This is a genomic window from Rhodococcus sp. RD6.2, assembly GCF_001040705.1.
Classification (GTDB): Bacteria; Actinomycetota; Actinomycetes; order Mycobacteriales; family Mycobacteriaceae; genus Rhodococcus_G.
In genome coordinates this window covers 162,636-180,866 of sequence record NZ_CVQP01000007.1, presented here as the reverse complement: position 1 = coordinate 180,866, position 18,231 = coordinate 162,636, and the positions used below count along the sequence as shown (strand labels likewise).

The 18,231-nt window shown below is 68.4% G+C and carries 17 protein-coding genes; 9 read left to right on the top strand and 8 right to left on the bottom strand.

Translation table 11 applies throughout. The annotated features are described in order from the left end of the window. Positions 1–95 precede the first annotated feature (95 nt). Together RHCRD62_RS14515 and RHCRD62_RS14510 are read left to right on the top strand one after the other, a co-directional pair. On the top strand, positions 96–1,199 hold the full coding sequence (locus RHCRD62_RS14515; RefSeq protein ID WP_050065440.1) for a CaiB/BaiF CoA transferase family protein: 1,104 nt from the start codon (positions 96–98) through the stop codon (positions 1,197–1,199). A gap of 275 nt (positions 1,200–1,474) precedes the next feature. Next, positions 1,475–3,100, top strand: coding sequence for a flavin-containing monooxygenase (locus RHCRD62_RS14510; RefSeq protein ID WP_050065439.1), 1,626 nt, complete (start codon positions 1,475–1,477; stop codon positions 3,098–3,100). A 98-nt stretch (positions 3,101–3,198) separates the two neighbouring features. Here the strand turns inward: RHCRD62_RS14510 and RHCRD62_RS14505 are convergent, their stop codons facing one another. The 3 genes from RHCRD62_RS14505 to RHCRD62_RS14495 are packed head-to-tail and all read right to left on the bottom strand — an operon-like array spanning position 3,199 to position 5,677. Further along, the gene (locus RHCRD62_RS14505; protein ID WP_050065438.1) at positions 3,199–4,023 is read right to left on the bottom strand and encodes an SDR family NAD(P)-dependent oxidoreductase; all 825 of its coding nucleotides are present in this window, start codon (positions 4,021–4,023) and stop codon (positions 3,199–3,201) included. Between the two features lie 11 nt (positions 4,024–4,034). Further along, positions 4,035–4,868 carry a mycofactocin-coupled SDR family oxidoreductase gene (locus tag RHCRD62_RS14500; protein WP_050065437.1) on the bottom strand — a complete coding sequence of 278 codons (834 nt, stop codon included), beginning with the start codon at positions 4,866–4,868 and terminating at the stop codon, positions 4,035–4,037. Then, positions 4,868–5,677: a mycofactocin-coupled SDR family oxidoreductase gene (locus RHCRD62_RS14495; RefSeq protein ID WP_050065436.1), complete on the bottom strand. Its 810-nt coding sequence runs from the start codon at positions 5,675–5,677 to the stop codon at positions 4,868–4,870. Before RHCRD62_RS14495 ends, RHCRD62_RS14500 begins: the two co-directional genes overlap by 1 nt. A gap of 209 nt (positions 5,678–5,886) precedes the next feature. Between RHCRD62_RS14495 and RHCRD62_RS14490 the strand changes: the two genes are divergently transcribed. The 4 genes from RHCRD62_RS14490 to RHCRD62_RS14475 all read left to right on the top strand — a co-directional run bounded on the left by RHCRD62_RS14490 (position 5,887) and on the right by RHCRD62_RS14475 (position 10,249). Next, the gene (locus tag RHCRD62_RS14490) at positions 5,887–7,062 is read left to right on the top strand and encodes a 3-ketosteroid-9-alpha-monooxygenase, oxygenase component (RefSeq protein ID WP_050065813.1); all 1,176 of its coding nucleotides are present in this window, start codon (positions 5,887–5,889) and stop codon (positions 7,060–7,062) included. A 40-nt stretch (positions 7,063–7,102) separates the two neighbouring features. Continuing rightward, positions 7,103–8,284 (top strand): acyl-CoA dehydrogenase family protein, encoded by a 1,182-nt coding sequence (locus RHCRD62_RS14485; protein ID WP_050065435.1) that lies wholly within the window; start codon positions 7,103–7,105, stop codon positions 8,282–8,284. 45 nt (positions 8,285–8,329) lie between these two features. Further along, positions 8,330–9,262 (top strand): biphenyl-2,3-diol 1,2-dioxygenase, encoded by a 933-nt coding sequence (gene bphC / locus RHCRD62_RS14480; RefSeq protein ID WP_050065434.1) that lies wholly within the window; start codon positions 8,330–8,332, stop codon positions 9,260–9,262. A gap of 195 nt (positions 9,263–9,457) precedes the next feature. Further along, entirely contained in the window at positions 9,458–10,249 is a 792-nt protein-coding gene (locus RHCRD62_RS14475) for an IclR family transcriptional regulator (protein ID WP_050065433.1), read from the top strand. Between the two features lie 30 nt (positions 10,250–10,279). Here RHCRD62_RS14475 and RHCRD62_RS14470 read toward each other — a convergent pair whose 3' ends face one another. Continuing rightward, complete coding sequence (locus tag RHCRD62_RS14470) at positions 10,280–11,188, bottom strand: alpha/beta hydrolase (protein ID WP_050065432.1); 909 nt, start codon at positions 11,186–11,188, stop codon at positions 10,280–10,282. Between the two features lie 29 nt (positions 11,189–11,217). Next, positions 11,218–11,925, bottom strand: a complete 708-nt coding sequence (locus tag RHCRD62_RS14465) for a PadR family transcriptional regulator (RefSeq protein WP_050065431.1) — start codon at positions 11,923–11,925, stop codon at positions 11,218–11,220. 153 nt (positions 11,926–12,078) lie between these two features. On the opposite strand from RHCRD62_RS14465, the gene RHCRD62_RS14460 reads away from it, so the two are divergent. Next, a complete protein-coding gene (locus RHCRD62_RS14460) occupies positions 12,079–12,330 on the top strand; it encodes a hypothetical protein (RefSeq protein WP_050065430.1) in 252 nt (83 codons plus the stop codon). Positions 12,331–12,349: 19 nt separating this feature from the next. Here RHCRD62_RS14460 and RHCRD62_RS14455 read toward each other — a convergent pair whose 3' ends face one another. After that, positions 12,350–13,849 (bottom strand): MocR-like transcription factor YczR, encoded by a 1,500-nt coding sequence (locus RHCRD62_RS14455; RefSeq protein WP_050065429.1) that lies wholly within the window; start codon positions 13,847–13,849, stop codon positions 12,350–12,352. Between the two features lie 61 nt (positions 13,850–13,910). Here RHCRD62_RS14455 and RHCRD62_RS14450 point away from each other — a divergent pair, with 61 nt between their 5' ends. Then, positions 13,911–14,153: a hypothetical protein gene (locus RHCRD62_RS14450; RefSeq protein WP_050065428.1), complete on the top strand. Its 243-nt coding sequence runs from the start codon at positions 13,911–13,913 to the stop codon at positions 14,151–14,153. A 63-nt stretch (positions 14,154–14,216) separates the two neighbouring features. Further along, positions 14,217–14,750 carry a methylated-DNA--[protein]-cysteine S-methyltransferase gene (locus RHCRD62_RS14445; RefSeq protein WP_253277344.1) on the top strand — a complete coding sequence of 178 codons (534 nt, stop codon included), beginning with the start codon at positions 14,217–14,219 and terminating at the stop codon, positions 14,748–14,750. Between the two features lie 30 nt (positions 14,751–14,780). Here the strand turns inward: RHCRD62_RS14445 and RHCRD62_RS14440 are convergent, their stop codons facing one another. Then, the gene (locus tag RHCRD62_RS14440; RefSeq protein WP_050065426.1) at positions 14,781–16,286 is read right to left on the bottom strand and encodes an MFS transporter; all 1,506 of its coding nucleotides are present in this window, start codon (positions 16,284–16,286) and stop codon (positions 14,781–14,783) included. A gap of 270 nt (positions 16,287–16,556) precedes the next feature. Further along, the gene (locus RHCRD62_RS14435) at positions 16,557–18,230 is read right to left on the bottom strand and encodes an FAD-binding protein (RefSeq protein ID WP_050065425.1); all 1,674 of its coding nucleotides are present in this window, start codon (positions 18,228–18,230) and stop codon (positions 16,557–16,559) included. Position 18,231 lies beyond the last annotated feature (1 nt).

Genomic DNA, 18,231 nt, shown 5'->3' with positions numbered 1-18,231 from the left:
ACCCGCGGCACACCCGCGACCAGCAAGGCGTTAACTTAGCGGGTGTTAAGTGACCGCGGGTGTTGAGTGGATACCCCGACGAATCGAGGAGAACCGTGTCCGCAGAGAACCACACCAGCAAGGGCGGCCCGCTCGCCGGAATCCGCGTCGTCGAGCTGGCCGGTCTCGGTCCGGCTCCGCACGCCGCGACCCTGCTGGCCGACCTCGGTGCCGACGTCGTCCGCGTTCAGCGAGCCGGACAGCTCCCCTCCCCCGACCGTCCGCGTGACCAGATCCTGCGTGGCCGCCGGATCGCCGAGGCGAACCTGAAGGATCCCGCGGACATCGAGAAGGTCCTCGGCCTGATCGAGCGCGCCGACGTCCTCATCGAGGGATTCCGCCCCGGCGTCACCGAGCGGATGGGTCTCGGCCCCGATGCGGCGCTCGCACGCAACCCGCGGCTCGTGTACGGCCGGATGACCGGCTGGGGTCAGGAAGGTCCGCTGGCGCAGGCCGCGGGCCACGACATCAACTACATCTCCCTGACGGGTGTGCTGCACGCGATCGGCCGCGAAGGTGAGCGCCCGGTTCCGCCGCTGAACATGGTCGGCGACTTCGGCGGTGGATCGATGTTCCTGATCTTCGGCATCCTCGCCGCGCTCGTGGAGCGTCAGACGTCCGGCAAGGGCCAGGTCGTCGACGCGGCGATGGTCGACGGCACCGCCGCCCTGTCGCACATGATGTGGGCGTTCCGCGGTGCCGGAGTGTGGTCGGACGAGCGTGGCACCAACATGCTCGACACCGGAGCCCCCTACTACGACACCTACGAGACGTCCGACGGCAAGTACATGGCGGTCGGGGCGATCGAGCCGCAGTTCTACGCCGAGCTGCTGCGTCTGCTCGAACTGGATCCGGCGTCGCTGCCCGGCCAGAACGACAAGAGCGCGTGGCCGGAGCTACGCAAGGTGTTCACGGAGACGTTCCTGTCGAAGACCCGCGACGCGTGGTCGGCGATCTTCCTCGGCACCGACGCCTGCGTGTCTCCGGTCCTGACGTTCGCCGAGGCCCCGGAGAACGAGCACCTCGCGGCCCGCGGCACGCTCGTCGAGCTCGACGGCGTCGTCCAGCACCGTCCCGCACCGCGGTTCTCCCGCACCAACCCGGACCTGCCGTCCGCGCCCGCGACCGAGAACACGGACCTCGGTACCCTCTGGCGCTGATCGACCCGGCGCGCCTGCGGATGCCCGGCATCCGCAGGCGCGCCGCCGTACCGCCCACCACGACGTCCCTCGTGGTGGGAGATCCACACCACCGATGTCCTCGTCGTCTCCACTGGACACATCCACGGTCGCGGTCCGCGACCGCGCGGGGCGCCCGCTGGGCGGGATGCACCGATGCCCTCGTGGCCGGCCCCGCCCTAGCGTGGTTTCACGCTTGAGCCGCGACACCCGGAAGGTTCCGGGCCGGAATATCGCGCTCGTGGAAGGACATTCAAGTGAACGATCAGGATTCGGCACCCACCGTCACCGCCGAGTACGACGTCGTCGTGGTCGGTGCGGGCATCGCGGGCGTGTACGCCGTCCACCGATTCCGTCAGCAGGGGCTGACGGTGCGCGCCTTCGAGGCGGCGAGCGGGGTCGGCGGCGTCTGGTACTGGAACCGCTATCCCGGTGCCCGCTGCGACGTCGAGTCCGTCGACTACTCCTACTCCTTCTCCCCCGAGCTCGAACAGGAGTGGGACTGGAGCGAGAAGTACGCCACCCAGCCCGAGATCCTCCGCTACATCAACCACGTCGCCGACCGCTTCGACCTGCGACGCGACATCCAGTTCGACACCCGGGTCACCTCCGCGACACTCGACGAGGACACGCTGCGGTGGACCGTCCGTACCGACCGCGGTGACGTCGTGTCCGCCCGCTTCTTCGTCGTCGCCGCCGGGCCGCTGTCCAACGCGAACACCCCCGACTTCGCCGGCCTCGACACCTTCACCGGCGACGTCCTCCACACCGCGCGGTGGCCGCACGAGGGCGTCGACTTCACCGGCAAGCGCGTCGGCGTGATCGGCACCGGATCGTCGGGCATCCAGTCGATTCCCCACATCGCCGAGCAGGCCGACAAGCTGTTCGTCTTCCAGCGGTCCGCGAACTACAGCGTCCCCGCGGGCAACGCCGAACTCGACGACGCGGCCCGCGCCGAGCAGAAGGCCGGCTACGCCGAACGACGCCGTCTGTCCTGGGAATCCGGTGGCGGCTCCCCGCACCGCACGCACCCCAAGCTGACGCTCGAGGCGTCCGAGGACGAACGCCGTGCCGCCTACGACGAGCGCTGGAAGCTCGGCGGCGTCCTCTACTCCAAGACCTTCGCCGACCAGCTCACCGACCAGGCCGCGAACGACACCGCCCGCGAGTTCTGGGAGGAGAAGGTCCGCGCCGTCATCGACGACCCCGCGATCGCCGAACTGCTCATCCCCAACGATCACGCGATCGGCGCCAAGCGCATCGTCACCGACAGCGGCTACTACGAGACCTACAACCGCGACAACGTCGAACTGGTCAATCTCAAGGTCGCGCCGATCGTCGGCATGGACGCCAGCGGCATCAACACCACCGCCGCACACTACGACCTCGACGCGATCGTCCTCGCCACCGGATTCGACGCCATGACCGGCTCGCTCGACAAGCTGGAGATCGTCGGTCGAGGTGGACGCACCCTCAAGGAGAAGTGGGCCGCCGGCCCCGAGACCTACCTCGGACTCGGCATCGACGGCTTTCCCAACTTCTTCAACCTCACGGGCCCCGGCAGCCCGTCGGTGCTGGCGAACATGGTGCTTCACTCGGAGCTGCACGTCGACTGGGTCGCCGACGCCATTGCCCACCTCGACGACCGCGGCGCCGCCGCCATCGAGGGCACGCCGGAGGCCGTCACCGGCTGGATCGAGGAGTGCCGTACGCGGGCCGAGGCGTCACTGCTGAACACCGCGAACTCGTGGTACCTCGGTGCCAACATCCCCGGCCGACCGCGCGTGTTCATGCCGTTCCTCGGCGGCTTCTCCGCCTATCGCGAGATCATCACCGAGGTGGCCGAATCCGGGTACAAGGGTTTCGACATCCTCCAGAACTGATACCGCCGGGGCGCTCTGGAACGGCAGCGATCCAGAACAGCACGGGGCCGGACCCGAAAGGGTCCGGCCCCGTGCTGTGTTCGGCTCCGCGCCGTCGGTCAGGACTGCTCGTCGAGCGCCGCGTCCGGACGCAGCTTCCCACTCAGTACCCGAGCACGCCGGGACGCGAGCCGCTCGAACGAGCCGGGGTGGGTGAGGATCCAGAAGTCGTCGCGCGCAATGCCATCGAACAGCAGCTCGGCGGCGGTGCCCGGGCTCATCCCCTCCCGGATCTGATCGCGCCAGAATTCGGCGTCGACGGCGGTCTCCCCGCGGTCCGGGGCGTCCTCGAAAATGCGGGTGGCGACCTGCCCGGGGCTGAACACCGACACCGCGATCTGCGGGAACGCCTCGGCGCACTCGAGGTACAGGGACTCGGTGAGCGCCTGCACGCCGTGCTTGGACGCCGCGTATGCCGTCATCCGCGGCGTGATCGCGATTCCGCCCACCGAACACGTGTTGACGATGTGCGACGGGCGCGGGTCGGCGCCCATTCGCGGCACGAACGAGCGGATGCCGTGGAAGACGCCCAGCAGGTTGACGTCGATCACGCGCCGCCACTCGTCGGCGGGCACCTCCCACGTGAACCCGAGCGACTCGAGGCCGGCGTTGTTGAGCAGCACCGTGACCGAACCGAATTCGTGGTAGGCGGCGTCGGCGAGCGCATCGACCGCGGCGGCGTCCCGGACGTCGGTGGGCACCGCGAGGGCGGCGTAACCGTCCGCGCGCAGATCCGCCGCCACCGCGTCCACCCGCGGAGCCGAGATGTCGGCGAGCACGACGTTCATGCCCAGTTCGGCTGCACGTCGGGCCGCACTCTCCCCGATTCCACTGCCCGCCCCGGTCACGACGGCGGTTCGGCCCCATAGGTCCTCGTATCGCACGGTGCCCCTTCCTATTTGACGCAGTGACCGGCGTCGACGGGCAGTGTCACGCCGGTGATGTACCGGGACTCGTCGGACGCGAGGAACAGGCACGCCGCGGCGATGTCCTCGGGTTCGATCATCGGAACGGGCAGCAGGTGCATGGATTGCGTCGCCGCCTCGAACCGCTCCTGCGTCGGCTTGTCGTCACCGGGGCAGAACGTCCGCATCGTGGCCGGGTTCTGGATCATCGGTGTGCGGGTGTTCGCGGGATGAACGGTGTTGACCCGGACATTGTGCGGTGCGAGCTCGTTGGCCAGGGACTTCATCAGGCCGACCACACCGTGCTTGGCCGCGGTGTAGTGGCCGACGCTCACCAGACCCCGCAGGCCGGCGATGGAGCTGATCAGCACGATCGAGCCGCCGCGTCCGCCGTCCAGGATGTGCGGGATGCCTGCCCTGCAGGTGCGCCACACACCGGTGAGGTTGACGTCGAGCATGGTCTGCCAGCGGTCGGCTCCCATCTCGACGGCGCGGCCGGACGAGCTGATCCCGGCTGTCGCGCAGATGACGTCGAGGCGACCGAGGGCGTCGACGCCCTGCGCCACCGCGGCGTCGAGCGACTGCTGGTCGCGGACGTCGGCGACGAACGCGCGGATCGAGCGGCCGTGCGACTGCACGAGTCGCACCGTCTCCGCGAGATCACCCGGCGACGCGCCGGGGTTGGTCGAGTGTTCGACGGGCGCACACACGTCCACGGCGATGACGTCCGCGCCCTCCTGCGCGAACCGCACCGCCTGCGCGCGGCCCATGCCCCGCGCGGCGCCGGTCACCAGCGCAACCTTGCCTTCGAGCCGTCCACTCATCACGCCACCTTCTGGGTCTGACCGGCGTCGACGACCAGCTGCAGGCCTGTGACGTACCGGGATTCGTCCGATGCCAGGAACAGCACCGCGTTGCTCACGTCGATCGGCTCCACCCACGGCACCGGCAGCAGCATCCGTCTCGCCAGGACCTCGGCCACGTCCGCCTCCGTGGGGTTCTCCAGGTCCGGTCGCAGGCGGGCGAAGGTGGCGGGGTTGATGGTCATCGGTGTGGCCACCGCACCGGGATGGACCGTGTTGACCCGGATGGACTGCGCACCCAGCTCGTTCGCGAGCGTCTTCGCGAGGCCGGTGATCGCGTGCTTGGCGGCCGAGTAGTGGGATGCCCCCGGCACTGCCTTGATCGCGGCGGTGGAGCCGACCACGACGATCGAGCCGCCGGACGAATTCATCTCGGCGACGCCGGCCTTGATCGTGTGCCACGTTCCGGTGACGTTGACGTCGATCGACCGGTCCCAGACGTCGTCGTCGATCGTCCACGACGGCCCGGGATTGTCGCAGACGCCCGCGTTGGCGACGATCGTGTCGAGCGGCCCGAGTTCGCGTACACCCGCCTGCACCGCCGCGGTGACCGCCGCGAAGTCTCGGGTGTCGGCGGTGCCTGCGACCGCACGGCGCCCCAGTTCCCGCACGAGGCGGACGGTCTCCGCCAGGTCGGCCTCCGACTCCTGCCCCGGCAGGTCGATCGCGAGGACGTCCGCGCCCTCCTCCGCGAGGCGAACCGCGTGTGCGCGCCCCATCCCCCTGCTCGCGCCCGTGATGAGCACGTTCTTGCCCGCCATCCGTGTCATGGTTCGTTCCTTTCGCCGGCGTCGGGACGCTAACGGCGAAATCGGGCGCGACGGCAGCTGTTCTCCCGCGTGATGGGAGGTGTGGACCCGGTTTCCCCTAGACGGGTCGGCACCGTTCCATTGAGCGGGAAGACCCCTTACCCGCCGGACGAACCGCCAGTTCCATGATCCGCATCACAGGACAGCCCCCTGATGGCACGGAGGAACACATGTCGCTCGCCAGCACATCCACGACCAACTCAGCCGACGACGGCGACATCCGCGAGATCGAGGCCGCTGCCGCGCCCGTGCGGTTCGCCCGCGGATGGCACTGCATCGGCCTGCTCCGGGACTTCCGGGACGGTGAGCCGCACGCGGTCGAGGCCTTCGGCACCAAACTCGTCGTCTTCGCCGACAGCAACGGCAAGCTCAACGTCCTCGATGGCTACTGCCGCCACATGGGCGGCGATCTGACCCAGGGCACCGTCAAGGGCGATTCGATCGCGTGCCCGTTCCACGACTGGCGCTGGGGCGGCAACGGCAAGTGCACGAACATCCCGTACGCCCGCCGCGTGCCCCCGCTCGCCAGGACCCGTGCCTGGACGACGCTGGAGCGCAACGGCCAGCTCTACGTGTGGAACGACCCGCAGGGAAATCCCCCTCCCGCCGACGTGACCATCCCGGAGATCGCCGGCTACGGCACCGACGAGTGGACGGACTGGAGCTGGAAGACGCTGCGGATCAAGGGTTCGCACTGCCGCGAGATCGTGGACAACGTCGTCGACATGGCCCACTTCTTCTACATCCACTACTCGTTCCCGCGCTACTTCAAGAACGTCTTCGAGGGCCACACCGCGACGCAGTACATGCAGTCGACGGGCCGTGAGGACGTCATCTCCGGCACCAACTACGACGACCCGAACGCCGAGCTCCGCTCGGAAGCAACGTACTTCGGTCCGTCGTACATGATCGACTGGCTCGAGTCGGATGCGAACGGACAAACCATCGAAACCGTTCTGATCAACTGCCACTACCCGGTCAGCAACAACGAGTTCGTCCTCCAGTACGGCGCGATCGTCAAGAAGCTCCCGGGCCTGTCGGACGAGATGTCGGAGGGCATGGCGGCCCAGTTCGCGGAGGGTGTCGAGACGGGCTTCGAGCAGGACGTCGAGATCTGGAAGAACAAGGCACCCATCGACAACCCGCTGCTGTCCGAGGAGGACGGCCCCGTGTACCAGCTGCGCCGCTGGTACCAGCAGTTCTACGTGGACGTCGAGGACATCACCGAGGACATGACGACGCGTTTCGAGTTCGAGATCGACACCACCCGGGCCGTCGCTAGCTGGCAGCAGGAGGTCGACGAGAACGTCGCGAAGCAGGCAGAGGGTTCCGCCGCGAACTCCTGACCACCAGCCGTCGAACCACATGATCAGAAGGAATCACACCATGAGTTACGAAGTTCTCGCCCGTATCGAGGCGGCCTCGGACGACATCTTCCTCGAGGGCATCGAGGCCGAGCGGATCGGCAAGGTCGCGGATGCGACCGCGAAGCGGATGAAGGAGGCCGGTTCGATCCGGATGCTCCAGCCCAAGGAGCACGGAGGACTCGAGGTCCACCCGCGCGAGTTCGCGGAAACCGTCATGCGGATGGCGTCGCTGAACCCCTCTGCAGGCTGGGTGCACGGCATCGTGGGCGTCCACCCGTGGCAGCTGGCGTTCGCCGATCCCAAGGTCCAGCAGGAGGTCTGGGGCGAGGACCAGGACACGTGGCTCGCATCGCCGTACATGCCCGCCGGCCTGTGCGTGCCGGTGGACGGCGGGTACAAGTTCTCTGGCAAGTGGTCGTTCTCGTCGGGAACCGACCACTGCGACTGGGCATTCCTCGGCGCAATGGCATGCAACCCGGACGGCAGCATCGAGATGCCGCCCCGCATGCTGCACGTCATCATCCCCCGCACCGACTACGAGATCATCGAGGACTCGTGGGACGTGATGGGCCTGCGCGGCACCGGATCCAAGGACCTCGTCGTCAAGGACGCGTTCGTGCCTGCCTACCGGGTCATGGACGGCGATGCGGTCATCGACGGCACCGCGGTGCGCGAGTACGGCCGTACCGAAACGCTGTACCTGATGCCGTGGTCCACGATGTTCCCGCTGGGCATCACGTCGGCGACGATCGGCATCTGCGAGGGCCTGCTGCAGCACGCGAACGATTACCAGCGTGAGCGCATCAACCCGCAGGGCACCGCAGTCAAGGACGACCCGTACTCGATGTTCGCGATCGGCGAGGCCACCGCGAAGTTGCAGTCTGCCCGGGATTCCCTGCTCGCCAACGTCGATCGCATGTGGGATCTGGTGGATGCCGGGAAGACCCCGACGTTCGCGCAGCGCGCCGCCGGCCGCGAGACCCAGGTGAACGCGGCCTGGCAGGCCGTCACCGCGATCGATCAGGTCTACGCACGCTGCGGCGGCAACGCCCTGCGGATGGACAAGCCGATGCAGCGCTTCTGGCGTGACGCGCACGCGGGCCTGCACCACGCGATCCACGTACCCGGCACCGTGTACCACGCCGCGACGCTGAGCGGACTGGGCGTCGACCCGCAGGGCCCGCTCCGCGCGATGATCTGACCCGCCGAATCCACACCACTCGAATCGACAACGGAGACAAACACAATGACGAACCCTGACCTCGGCGGATTCGGCACCGACATCCGCGGCCTGGGATACGTGAAGATCCAGACCAACGACATCGAACGCTGGCGGACGTTCGCGTTCGACGTGCTCGGCTTCGCCGAAGGCACCGGTCCGGACGAAAACGCCCTGTACCTGCGCATGGACGAGCGCGCCGCCCGCATCGTCATCGTGCCCGGTGAGACCGACGAGGTCGTCACCGTCGGTTGGGAGGTTCGCGACCACGCCGCACTGGTCCGGGTCACCGAGGCCGTCGAGCGCGCAGGCATCGCGGTCAAGCCGCTCTCGCTCGAGGAGGCGGACGCCCGCCGTGTCGAGGAGGTCGTGACCTTCCAGGATCCGGCCGGAACCACCCTCGAGGTCTTCCACGGCGCGGTGCTCGACCACAGCCCCGTCGTCACGCCGTTCGGCGCCAAGTTCGTCACCGGCGCACAGGGTCTCGGCCACGTCGTGCTGCCGACGATGGACCCGAACGGCACGTTCGACTTCTACACCGAGGTGCTCGGCTTCCTGCCCCGCGGCGCCTTCCGGATTCCGGCTCCGCCGGAGTTCGGCCCGATGCGTGTGCGCTTCCTCGGAGTCAACCAGCGCCACCACAGCCTCGCGCTGTGCCCCTCCCCGCACGGCGGTGCGCCCGGCCTGGTGCACATCATGGTCGAGGTCGACACGCTCGATGCCGTCGGCCAGGCACTCGACCGCGTCGTGAAGGACGGCTTCTCCGTCTCGTCGACGCTGGGCCGCCATACGAACGACAAGATGGTGTCCTTCTACGTCCGCGCACCCGGCGGTTGGGACATCGAGTTCGGCACCGAGGGCATGAAGGTCGACGAGGCGCACTACTCGGCCGAGGAGATCACCGCGGACAGCTACTGGGGTCACGACTGGTCCGGCAGCGAGCCCCTGGCGGCGATGTAGCGCGTCGCCCGCACCGCGCGAACCCGGTTCCAGATGGAGGGGCGCGACGTCTCGACGGACGTCGCGCCCCTCCTTCGCATCAAGATCTTTCGTGACCCACTTCACAATCTCCTGATTCTGTGCCACTATTCCTAATCGAAACACCCATGCCAGATGGGTCTAGCGGCAGAGAGCGCCAGAACCAAGGAGACAGTGATGACTGCAGCAGCAACCGCAGAATCCACCCCGACCGCGGTACTCGACCGGGTGTCGCTCGTCCTGAACACCTTCGACGGCCCCGGCCGGCTCACCCTCTCGCAGGTCGTCGAGCGCACCGGACTGCCACGGTCCTCGGTCCACCGCATGCTCGAGCGCTTCGTCACGATGCGCTGGCTGCGCCGCGACGGCCGCGCGTACGAGCTCGGGACCGGGCTGATGGAACTCGGGTCGATCGCCCTGCATCAGAACCGCCTTCACGGCGCCGCCGCGCCGATCCTGCAGGAACTGCACCGGGTCACCGGCTACGTCGTCCACCTCGGCGTCCTCGACGGCTCCGACGTGCTGTACCTCGACAAGGTCGGCGGGCGACTCGCCGCCGAACTCCCCACCCGCGTCGGGAGCCGCTACCCGGCGCGCAACTCCGCAATCGGCAAGGCGCTCCTGGCCTACACCCCGGGGCGCACCGACGACCTCGTCGGGTTCACCCCCGAACTGCACAAGGTTCGCGAATTGGGGGTCGCGTACGAGGTCAGCCAGATCTCCGGAGGAATCGGCATCATCGCCGTCCCGATCGGCCCCGTGGGCGGTGTCCACGCCGCACTGTCGATCTGCGGACCGACCAGCCATCTCAAGTTCGACCACCGTCACTCGTCGCCCGTCCGCATGGCCGCGAACGCGATTCAACACGCCCTCGCCGGACACGCCGCGGGTGCGGGACCGATCGCGCACCGCAACCGACTCCAGAGCCTGCCCACCGCGGTGTCCGGACTGCGCGCTCAGTCCGCCTGACCGCGGTACACCCGACCGTCGGTCCTGCGCTCAGCCGAACCGACGGTCGAGCCAGGCACGAAGGTCGCCGTTCGCCGCATCCGCCATGGCCGTCCGGTGCCCGGTGAAGCCATGCGGCGCGGCGGGGTAGACACGCAGGTCGACGGCAACGCCTGCCGCGGACAGGTGCGCGGCCATGGCGAGGTTGTCGCGCAACAGGACGTCCTCCTCGCCGACGACGATCAGCACCGGGGGCAGGCCGGTCAGGTCGGCGTAGACGGGCGAGAAGTCCGGATCGGTCCGGTCGGGCGCCGTACCCGCATACGCCTCGATGAAGTACTCGCCGGCGATCAGGCGTCCGCTCGGTGTCTGCCCGCTGAGGTCATAGGTGCCGAACTGCAACACGGCGGCGTCGAACGCGGACATGCCGCGGTCCCGGAGACGGACGAGCGTCGTCATCGCGAGCGTCGCGCCCGCCGAGAACCCGCCGATGCAGAGTCGACCCGTTCCGAAACGACCGGCCGCGTGTTCCGCGAGCCACAATGCCGCGGTCTCGCAGTCGCGGGGTGCGGCCGGCCACGGATTCTCCGGCGCGAGAAGGTAGTCCACGCTGACGATCACGATGCCGAGAGCGTCCGCCAGCTCGCGGTTGCGGACGTCGTCCGCCGCCGCCGACCCCCCGTAGAAGCCACCGCCGTGAATGTCGAGAAGCACGCCCCGAGGAGTGATCGACACCGGAGAGTGAATCCTGACCGGGACCGTGCGGTCACCGTGCCTGGCCGTCTCCACCTCCGCGGGAGGACTCGACCGCTCGGGAGTTTTCGCCCCGCGCCGGATCGACTGCAGCTCGTCCTGATCACGCGGCCCCCGACCCGTGCCGCGGTGCTCGTAGAACTCGCGGGTCGAGTCCACCAGAGGAAGCAGACGCGGGTCGATCAGCTGGGACAGGCCGAGTTTCACCTGCCCAGGCTATCGAGCCGGCGAGCCCCTCAGGGTTCGAGACCTTCCACGAAGTCCTCGACGGCACGCCAGGAGCCGACCACCTCGGGAAGCGGGTTCCCCAGTTCGTCCCGTCTCCGAACGTGCGAGAACTCGGTAGCGGCGGCGTCGATGTCGTCGAGCATCTGCCGGGCGAGATCGACCTCGGCCTGAAAGTAGCGCTCCGCCCAGACCAGGCTCATCTGCGAGAAGGCCCATGAGGGCTCACGCGTCGCATGTTCGGCGTGCAGTGTCGCCCTGTCGCGCATCGACTCCATGTTCTCGATGTGCGACCGGATCAACGCCTTCAGCTGGTCCGGCTCGTTGAGGTGACCCATCCACAGCCGCAACATCAAACCGTGCTTGAGAACTGGCTGCTCCACCGGCGCGTCGCGGGACCAGTTCCGTACCGCGCGCGTTCCCTCCGCTGTGATGCGGTAGACCCGTCGACCCCGCTCACCGGGCTCCGACACCATTTCCGACTCGACCAGCCCCGCCTTCTCGAGCCTTTTGAGCTCGGCGTAGATCTGGCTGATCGACGGGCTCCAATAGAAGAAGCCGATGCTCCAGTCGGCCCACTTCTTGAGGTCGTATCCCGTGAGTCCCTCACCGAGAGTGAGCATCCCGAGAACGGCCCAGCTGGTCGCGGGCAGAGACGGGTAGCGGTCGTCTGCGGCCGCGGCTGGGAAACCGTCGGCAACGGACTCGGTGTCGGACATGAGCGAAGACTAACAGCCCAGGTAGGCGCCGTTCACGACCCGAGTGGCGTCGTACCGGTCAGCGGACTTCCCCTCCCGCTCCACGGGAGGACGACACCCGGAGCACTCGAACCGCAACTACCGTCGCGAAGGACACCAGGGAGGTCCGACATCATGGAAAGCGTCCGCTGCACCACCTGCAGCACCCGAGTCCTCGTCGAGAAGTACAGCGAGGCGCACACCAGCATCCAGTGGCTGGGGGACGTCGACAGTGCATGCCCCCAATTCGCGGAGTCGCATCCCCGGGACGGACGCGCCCGGGTCCCGACATGCCACAACCTGCAGGAGAGCATCGACGGGCTGACGCTGTCCGGGCAGATCGGCATGTCCCTGCGCAGCTACCCGATCCCCGGCCGGCTCGAATAGCGCATCAGACGACCTGCGCTCACACCACAACCGGCACGCTTGCGCCCAGGCGCGCGTCACCCGCGAGCCCGCGATAAGCGTGTGCAAGCCCCCGAACGGCCGCGCGCAGTTCGTCCTCGCTTCGGGCGTAGGGCAGGCGAAGGTACCGCTCGAACGCACCGTCGAGACCGAACCGCGGACCCGCCGCCACCTGCACGCCGTGGCTGGGTGCGGTCGCGGCGATGGCCGTCGACAGCGGCGCAGGCAGGTGCACCCACAGCGCCATTCCTCCGGGACCGGGGTCGCACTGCCACTCGGGCAGTTCGACCGCCAGCTCGTCGAGGAGAGCCGCGCGTTGGGCCCGCAGCCGATCGCGTCGTGCGGGCAGCACCGAATCGGGATCCGAAAGGAGCTCGGCCGCGACGACCTGTTCGAGGACCGCCGAACCGAGGTCCAGGGCCGAGCGGATCGCGAGCAGGGCGTTGATCGTCGACACGTCGGCGCGAATCCAGCCGATCCGTAGCCCGGACCAGTACGCCTTCGACATCGATCCGACGGTGATCACGTCGGCGCGGGCACCGACCGCGAACCGCGCGACGGGCGTCGGCGTCGGCGCGTCGAGACCGAGGTCCGTCATCGTCTCGTCGACCACGAGTGTCATATGGGTGTCGCCCGCGATCCGCACCATCTCGGCGCGGCCGGCGTCGTCGAGGCAGAAGCCGGTGGGGTTGTGGAAGTCCGGGACGACGTAGGCGATCTTGGCGGCGGTCTGCCGGGCGGCGTTGCGCATCGCGTCGAGGTCCCAGCCCTTCGACTCCAGTCTCAGTGGGACCGGAACCGGCCGCGCCCCAGTACGTTTGATCGCTTCGATGGCGTTGGTGTAGGTGGGGTGATCGATCAGGATCCGCTCGCCCGGCGACGCCAGGAGCGAGAGCACCAGCACCAGTGCCTGCTGAGCGCCCGTCGTGACCATGATCTGGTCGGCGGTCGTCGGGACGCCGCGATCGCGGTAACGCTGCGCGACGGCTTCGCGCAGCACCGGCAGTCCGAGCGACTCCAGCCCCGGGGTGTGTAGATACGCAGGCAGGTCGAGCAGCGCACCGGCGTAGGCGTCGCGGATGCGCTCGGCGGGCGCGGGCATCGCCGCGCACGTGAGATCGATGGCCGGCTGCCGCGAGACCAGTGCCTCCCCCGCGACCGCGCCGCGGGCCTGGCGCGGCGGTACCGCGGCGGGCATCGTCACCGTGCTCCGCGACCCCTGCCTGCTGGTGAGGAAGCCGTCCTCCCGCAGCACCGCGTATGCGGACGTGATGGTGGTGCGACTGAGCTCGAGTACGACGGCCAGATCCCGCTCGCTCGGCAGCGAGACCCCGATCGGGATGCGTCCGTCGGCGATCAGCAACCGGATGCCGTCCGCGAGGGCGCGGTACCCGGGACGGCGGCCGGCCCCTCGGGCAGTCGTCGCCGCGCCGCGGGCGTCGTCGGGCTGCCAGTGGCCGAGGTCGCGGGCGAGAGTGGAAGCTCCGATCACACGTGGCATGCAGGCCAGTATTCCGAAAGTGGCCATTTTCTACAAGGCCAGTTGTCCGCACGATGGAGACATGGCCCCCTTCCTGACCTTCCTCGCAGTCCTCGCCGCCCTCACGGCAGTCGCTCTCGTCCGCCGCGACCGCGGCACGCCACTCTTCCGCCTCGACCAGTTCCGACCTGCCGCTCCGCTGGCCGGTCGCCTGCCGGAGACCCACGACGCCGACCGCGCCTACCGCGACCTCCAGGCCGTGGCATCGCGCTCCGAGCCGGGAATCGCCGTCGGTCGCACCCTCGTCGATAACCAGTCCAGTTGACACCAACTGGACTGGTCGATGAAGCCGGGTGTCGGTGCCGGCGGCCATACTGGTGGCGTGACGATGCTGAACTATTCGCTCTTCGACACCGACCTCGGCCGGTGCGGCCTGGTCTGGGGTGAGCACGGCATCGTCGGCTTCCAGCTACCCGAGGGCTCCGACGACCGCACCATCGGCCGCCTGCGTAAGTGCTTCCCCGAGGCGGTCGAGAGCGCACTCGACACCGCCGTTCGCCCGGTCGCCGACCGCGTCGCCTCCCTGCTCGCCGGCACCACCGACGACCTCACCGACGTCGACCTCGACCTGACCGGTCTCCCCGACTTCGACCGCCGCGTCTATGCCGTCACCCGCGCCATCGCGCCCGGCCACACACTCACCTACGGCGAGGTGGCCGCGGCGATCGGCAGCCCCGGTGCGGCACAGGCCGTCGGACAGGCCTTGGGCCGCAACCCGATTCCCGTTCTCGTCCCGTGCCACCGGGTCCTTGCCGCTGACGGTGCCGTCGGCGGGTTCTCCGCCGCCGGCGGCACCGTCACCAAACGCGCCCTGCTCGCCGCCGAGCACACACCCGGGTTCGGCGAACCGACCCTGTTCTGAACCCGGGACCCGGTGCGCCGTATCGGCGCGTCAGTCGGCCACGAGGACCGGTGCGGACGACCGGTCGTCGGTACCGGGGACCACGACCTGCTCGATGCGGCGCGGCAGGGCGAACGCGACCACCGCGCCGAGGACGGCTGCGACCGCACCGATGAGGAACGCGACCTGGAACCCCGCATCGGTGTAGAAGACGACGCCCTGCGTCATCTCCAGCGGGATCGGTGCGATGTACGAGTTGTTCAGCACCGTGAACGCGATGACGGGAAGCACCGCCGGGAACACCGACTGGAACACTCCCACGATGCTCGCGGTGCTCGCCTGCAACTGCGGCGGGACGGCCTCGATGAGCAGGTTCGGAATCGACGCGTACGCCATACCCATCCCGGTCCCGAACAGTCCCGCGAATGCGATGAGCAGGGGCTTGCTGTCGTGGGACAGCGCCACACAGGTGAAGCCCGCCGCCATACCGAGCATGCCGATCGCCATCAGCGGGCGCGGTCGTGCACCCCGCCCGACGAGCATGCCGACGATCACACCGCCGACGACCACCATGCCGCCGATCGGTGCCTGGAAGATTGCGAATCCTTCTGCGCTCACACCGAATCCGTAACCGAGCCCGAGGATCGCCGGCGTCATCGCGAGCATCGGCAGCAGGATCGTGAACAGGCCGCTGGCGCCGTAGCAGAATCCGGCTCCCACGGCCGTCAGCAGCACCGGCCTGCGTCCGAGGACCTTGAGGTCGATCAGCGGTTCGCGGACGAGCCGCGCCGAGACCAGCCAGGCGGCGATCAATGCGACACCGCCGACCAGGTACGCCAGGGTCGATCCGCTCGCCCATCCCCAGGTGGGTCCGAAGCTCACCGCGATCAGAACGCCCGCGATACCTGCCCCGAGGAGGACCGCACCGATCAGGTCGACGCTCGAGCGCAGGCGGACAGGGGATTCGTCGGTGGTGACGAGGATCAGGGCACCGAGTACGACGAGCCCGACGACGAAGAACCAGAAGATGCTGCGGAACCCGTGGTTGTCGATGAGCCAGCCGGTGAGGAACGGGGCGGGAATCGCGATCAGACCCATGCCACTGGTTGCGATGCTCACCGCGAGCGCGATCGTCTTCGGCGGGAACACGTCCCGGATGAGCGAGTAGCTCAGGAAGAGGCACGGCACGAGCAGGCCCGACAGGGCACGGCCCGCGATCAGCACCGCGTAGCTGTCCGCAACCGCGGAGACGAGGGAGCCTGCCGCGGCGACGCCCACGCACGCGATCAGCAGCCTGCGCTTGCCGTACATGTCGGCGAGCTTGCCGATGAGCGGCGCGGTGACGGCACCGACCAGGAGGAACGACGTCAGCAGCCAGGCGCCCTGCGTGGTCTGGTAATGGCCGGAGATGGCGGGCAGCGCCATGCTGATCATCATGTAGCTGACCGCGAGCATCTCCAGGAGAAGCACGATCGAGGCGAGCGAGAAGATGAGCCGCGGCGTCCAGCGCTGGGCGGACCCGCTCGCGTCGGGAACCGCGGGAGTTCCGTTGACCATTGATGTTCCTTCCGTTCGACATCCCGAGCTCCCGCGCGTGTTGGAGAGGCGGGACGAGATTCGTTGTTGACGAAGCAGATTCACGGACCCGAGTGGATCGTGTAACCCACATCACACTGGCGGCACGGTGTGTCGTGCCAGACAGTGTTCCGCCCACCGGGAGGAGTACCGACCGGACAAACAAAAAGTTCCCCGATTCCGCGCCTCGCTCAGCGTGAGTGAGCGGTTGCGGAATCGGGGAACAGTCAGAGCGTGTGGTCGGGGCGCGCGTCAGTCGGTCGGAGCGCTCGCGGCGTGCCGGGCACCGATGTACCCGAAGACCATTGCGGGACCGATGGTTGCTCCGGCGCCCGCGTAGTCGTTGCCCATGACGGCGGCCGAAGTGTTGCCGGTCGCGTACAGGCCGTCGATCACCGACCCGTCCTCGCGCAGAGCCCGGGCATGCTCGTCGTAGACGATGCCCCCCTTCGTGCCGAGGTCACCTGCGGCCATCCGGACCGCGTAGAACGGTCCGGTGTCGAGGACGTCCAGCGCAGGCGCGGGAAGAGTGGGATCGCCGTAGTAGTTGTCGTAGGCGCTTTCACCGCGACCGAAGTCCTCGTCGCGGCCCGCGCGGGCGAATCCGTTGAAACGCGCGACCGTCTCCGACAGTTGCGAGGACGGAAGCCCGATCGCCGACGCGAGCTCCTCGATGGAATCCGCGCGGTGCATCAGCCCGGTCGAGTACCACGACTCGGAGAACTTCTGGCCTGGCATCACACCGCCGAACTGGTAGCGGTTCTTCGCTTTTCCATCGAAGATGAACCAGATCGGGTCGTGCCGCCCGGCGAGCTGTTCGTGCACGAACGTCACGTATGGCGCCGCCTCGTTGGTGAATCGACGCCCCGACTGGTCGACGATGATCGACCGGGGAATCGATCGCTCCGACACCAGCACGTGCATGATGCCGTCCGGCCGACGGAACGACGGCATCCACCAGGCGTCGTCCATCAGGTCCAGTGCGGCCCCGACCTTTTCGCCGGCGAGGATACCGTCACCGGTGTTGTCGACGGATCCCGCGCTGAAGTTGTCCTTGCCGCCGTCGCGCAGGTACTTCTTCCGCAGCTGGTCGCCCTGCTCGAAGCCGCCACTTGCGAGCAGGACGCCCTTGCGGGCCCGGATCCGCAGGTCCGCGCCGCCGCGGCGCACCACCAGTCCGCGCACCGCGCCGGAGGAGTCGGTGACCAGTTCCCGCATCGGGCTGCCCAGCCACAGCGGAATTCCCGCCTCCTTGACCGCCAGTCGGAGGCGTCCGATCAGCGCCTGACCGAGGGTCTCCATGTGCCGTCGCAGCAGAATGCTGGTCATCGCACGCCATCCGGTGGCCAGTGCGGCCCGGCGGCCCGCCCAGGTCCGCATCACCATGTTCAGCTTCACGAATTCCTTGGACGTGATGTACAGACCCGCGGGTGTCGCCAATGCACCGGGGCGCAGCAGCTTCTCGTCCTCGCCGAGCCGCTTCAGGTCGAACGGCAGCGGCTCGATCGTGCGGCCGCGGGGCCTGCCGCCGTCCTTCTCCGGGTGGTAGTCGGAGTAGCCCGTGCACCACTGGAAACGAAGGTGCGGGCTCGTCTTCTCGAGGAACTCCATCGTGGCCGGGCCCTCGTCGATGAAGGCATCGAGGTTCGCGGTGGGGACCTGGTCACCGACGACGGCGTCGAGATAGCGCCGGACGTCCTCCCGGGTGTCGGAGAGCCCTTCGCGACGCAGGGTCGGGTTGTTCGGGATCCAGATGTTGCCACCGGAGAGCGCAGTGGTGCCGCCGTAGACCGACGCCTTCTCCACGATCAGCGTGTCCAGGCCACCGTCCCGGGCGGCGAGAGCACCGGTGAGTCCACCACAGCCGCTACCGACGACGACGAAATCGACCTCGTGGTCCCACTTCTCGTTCTCGTTCTCGTTCATG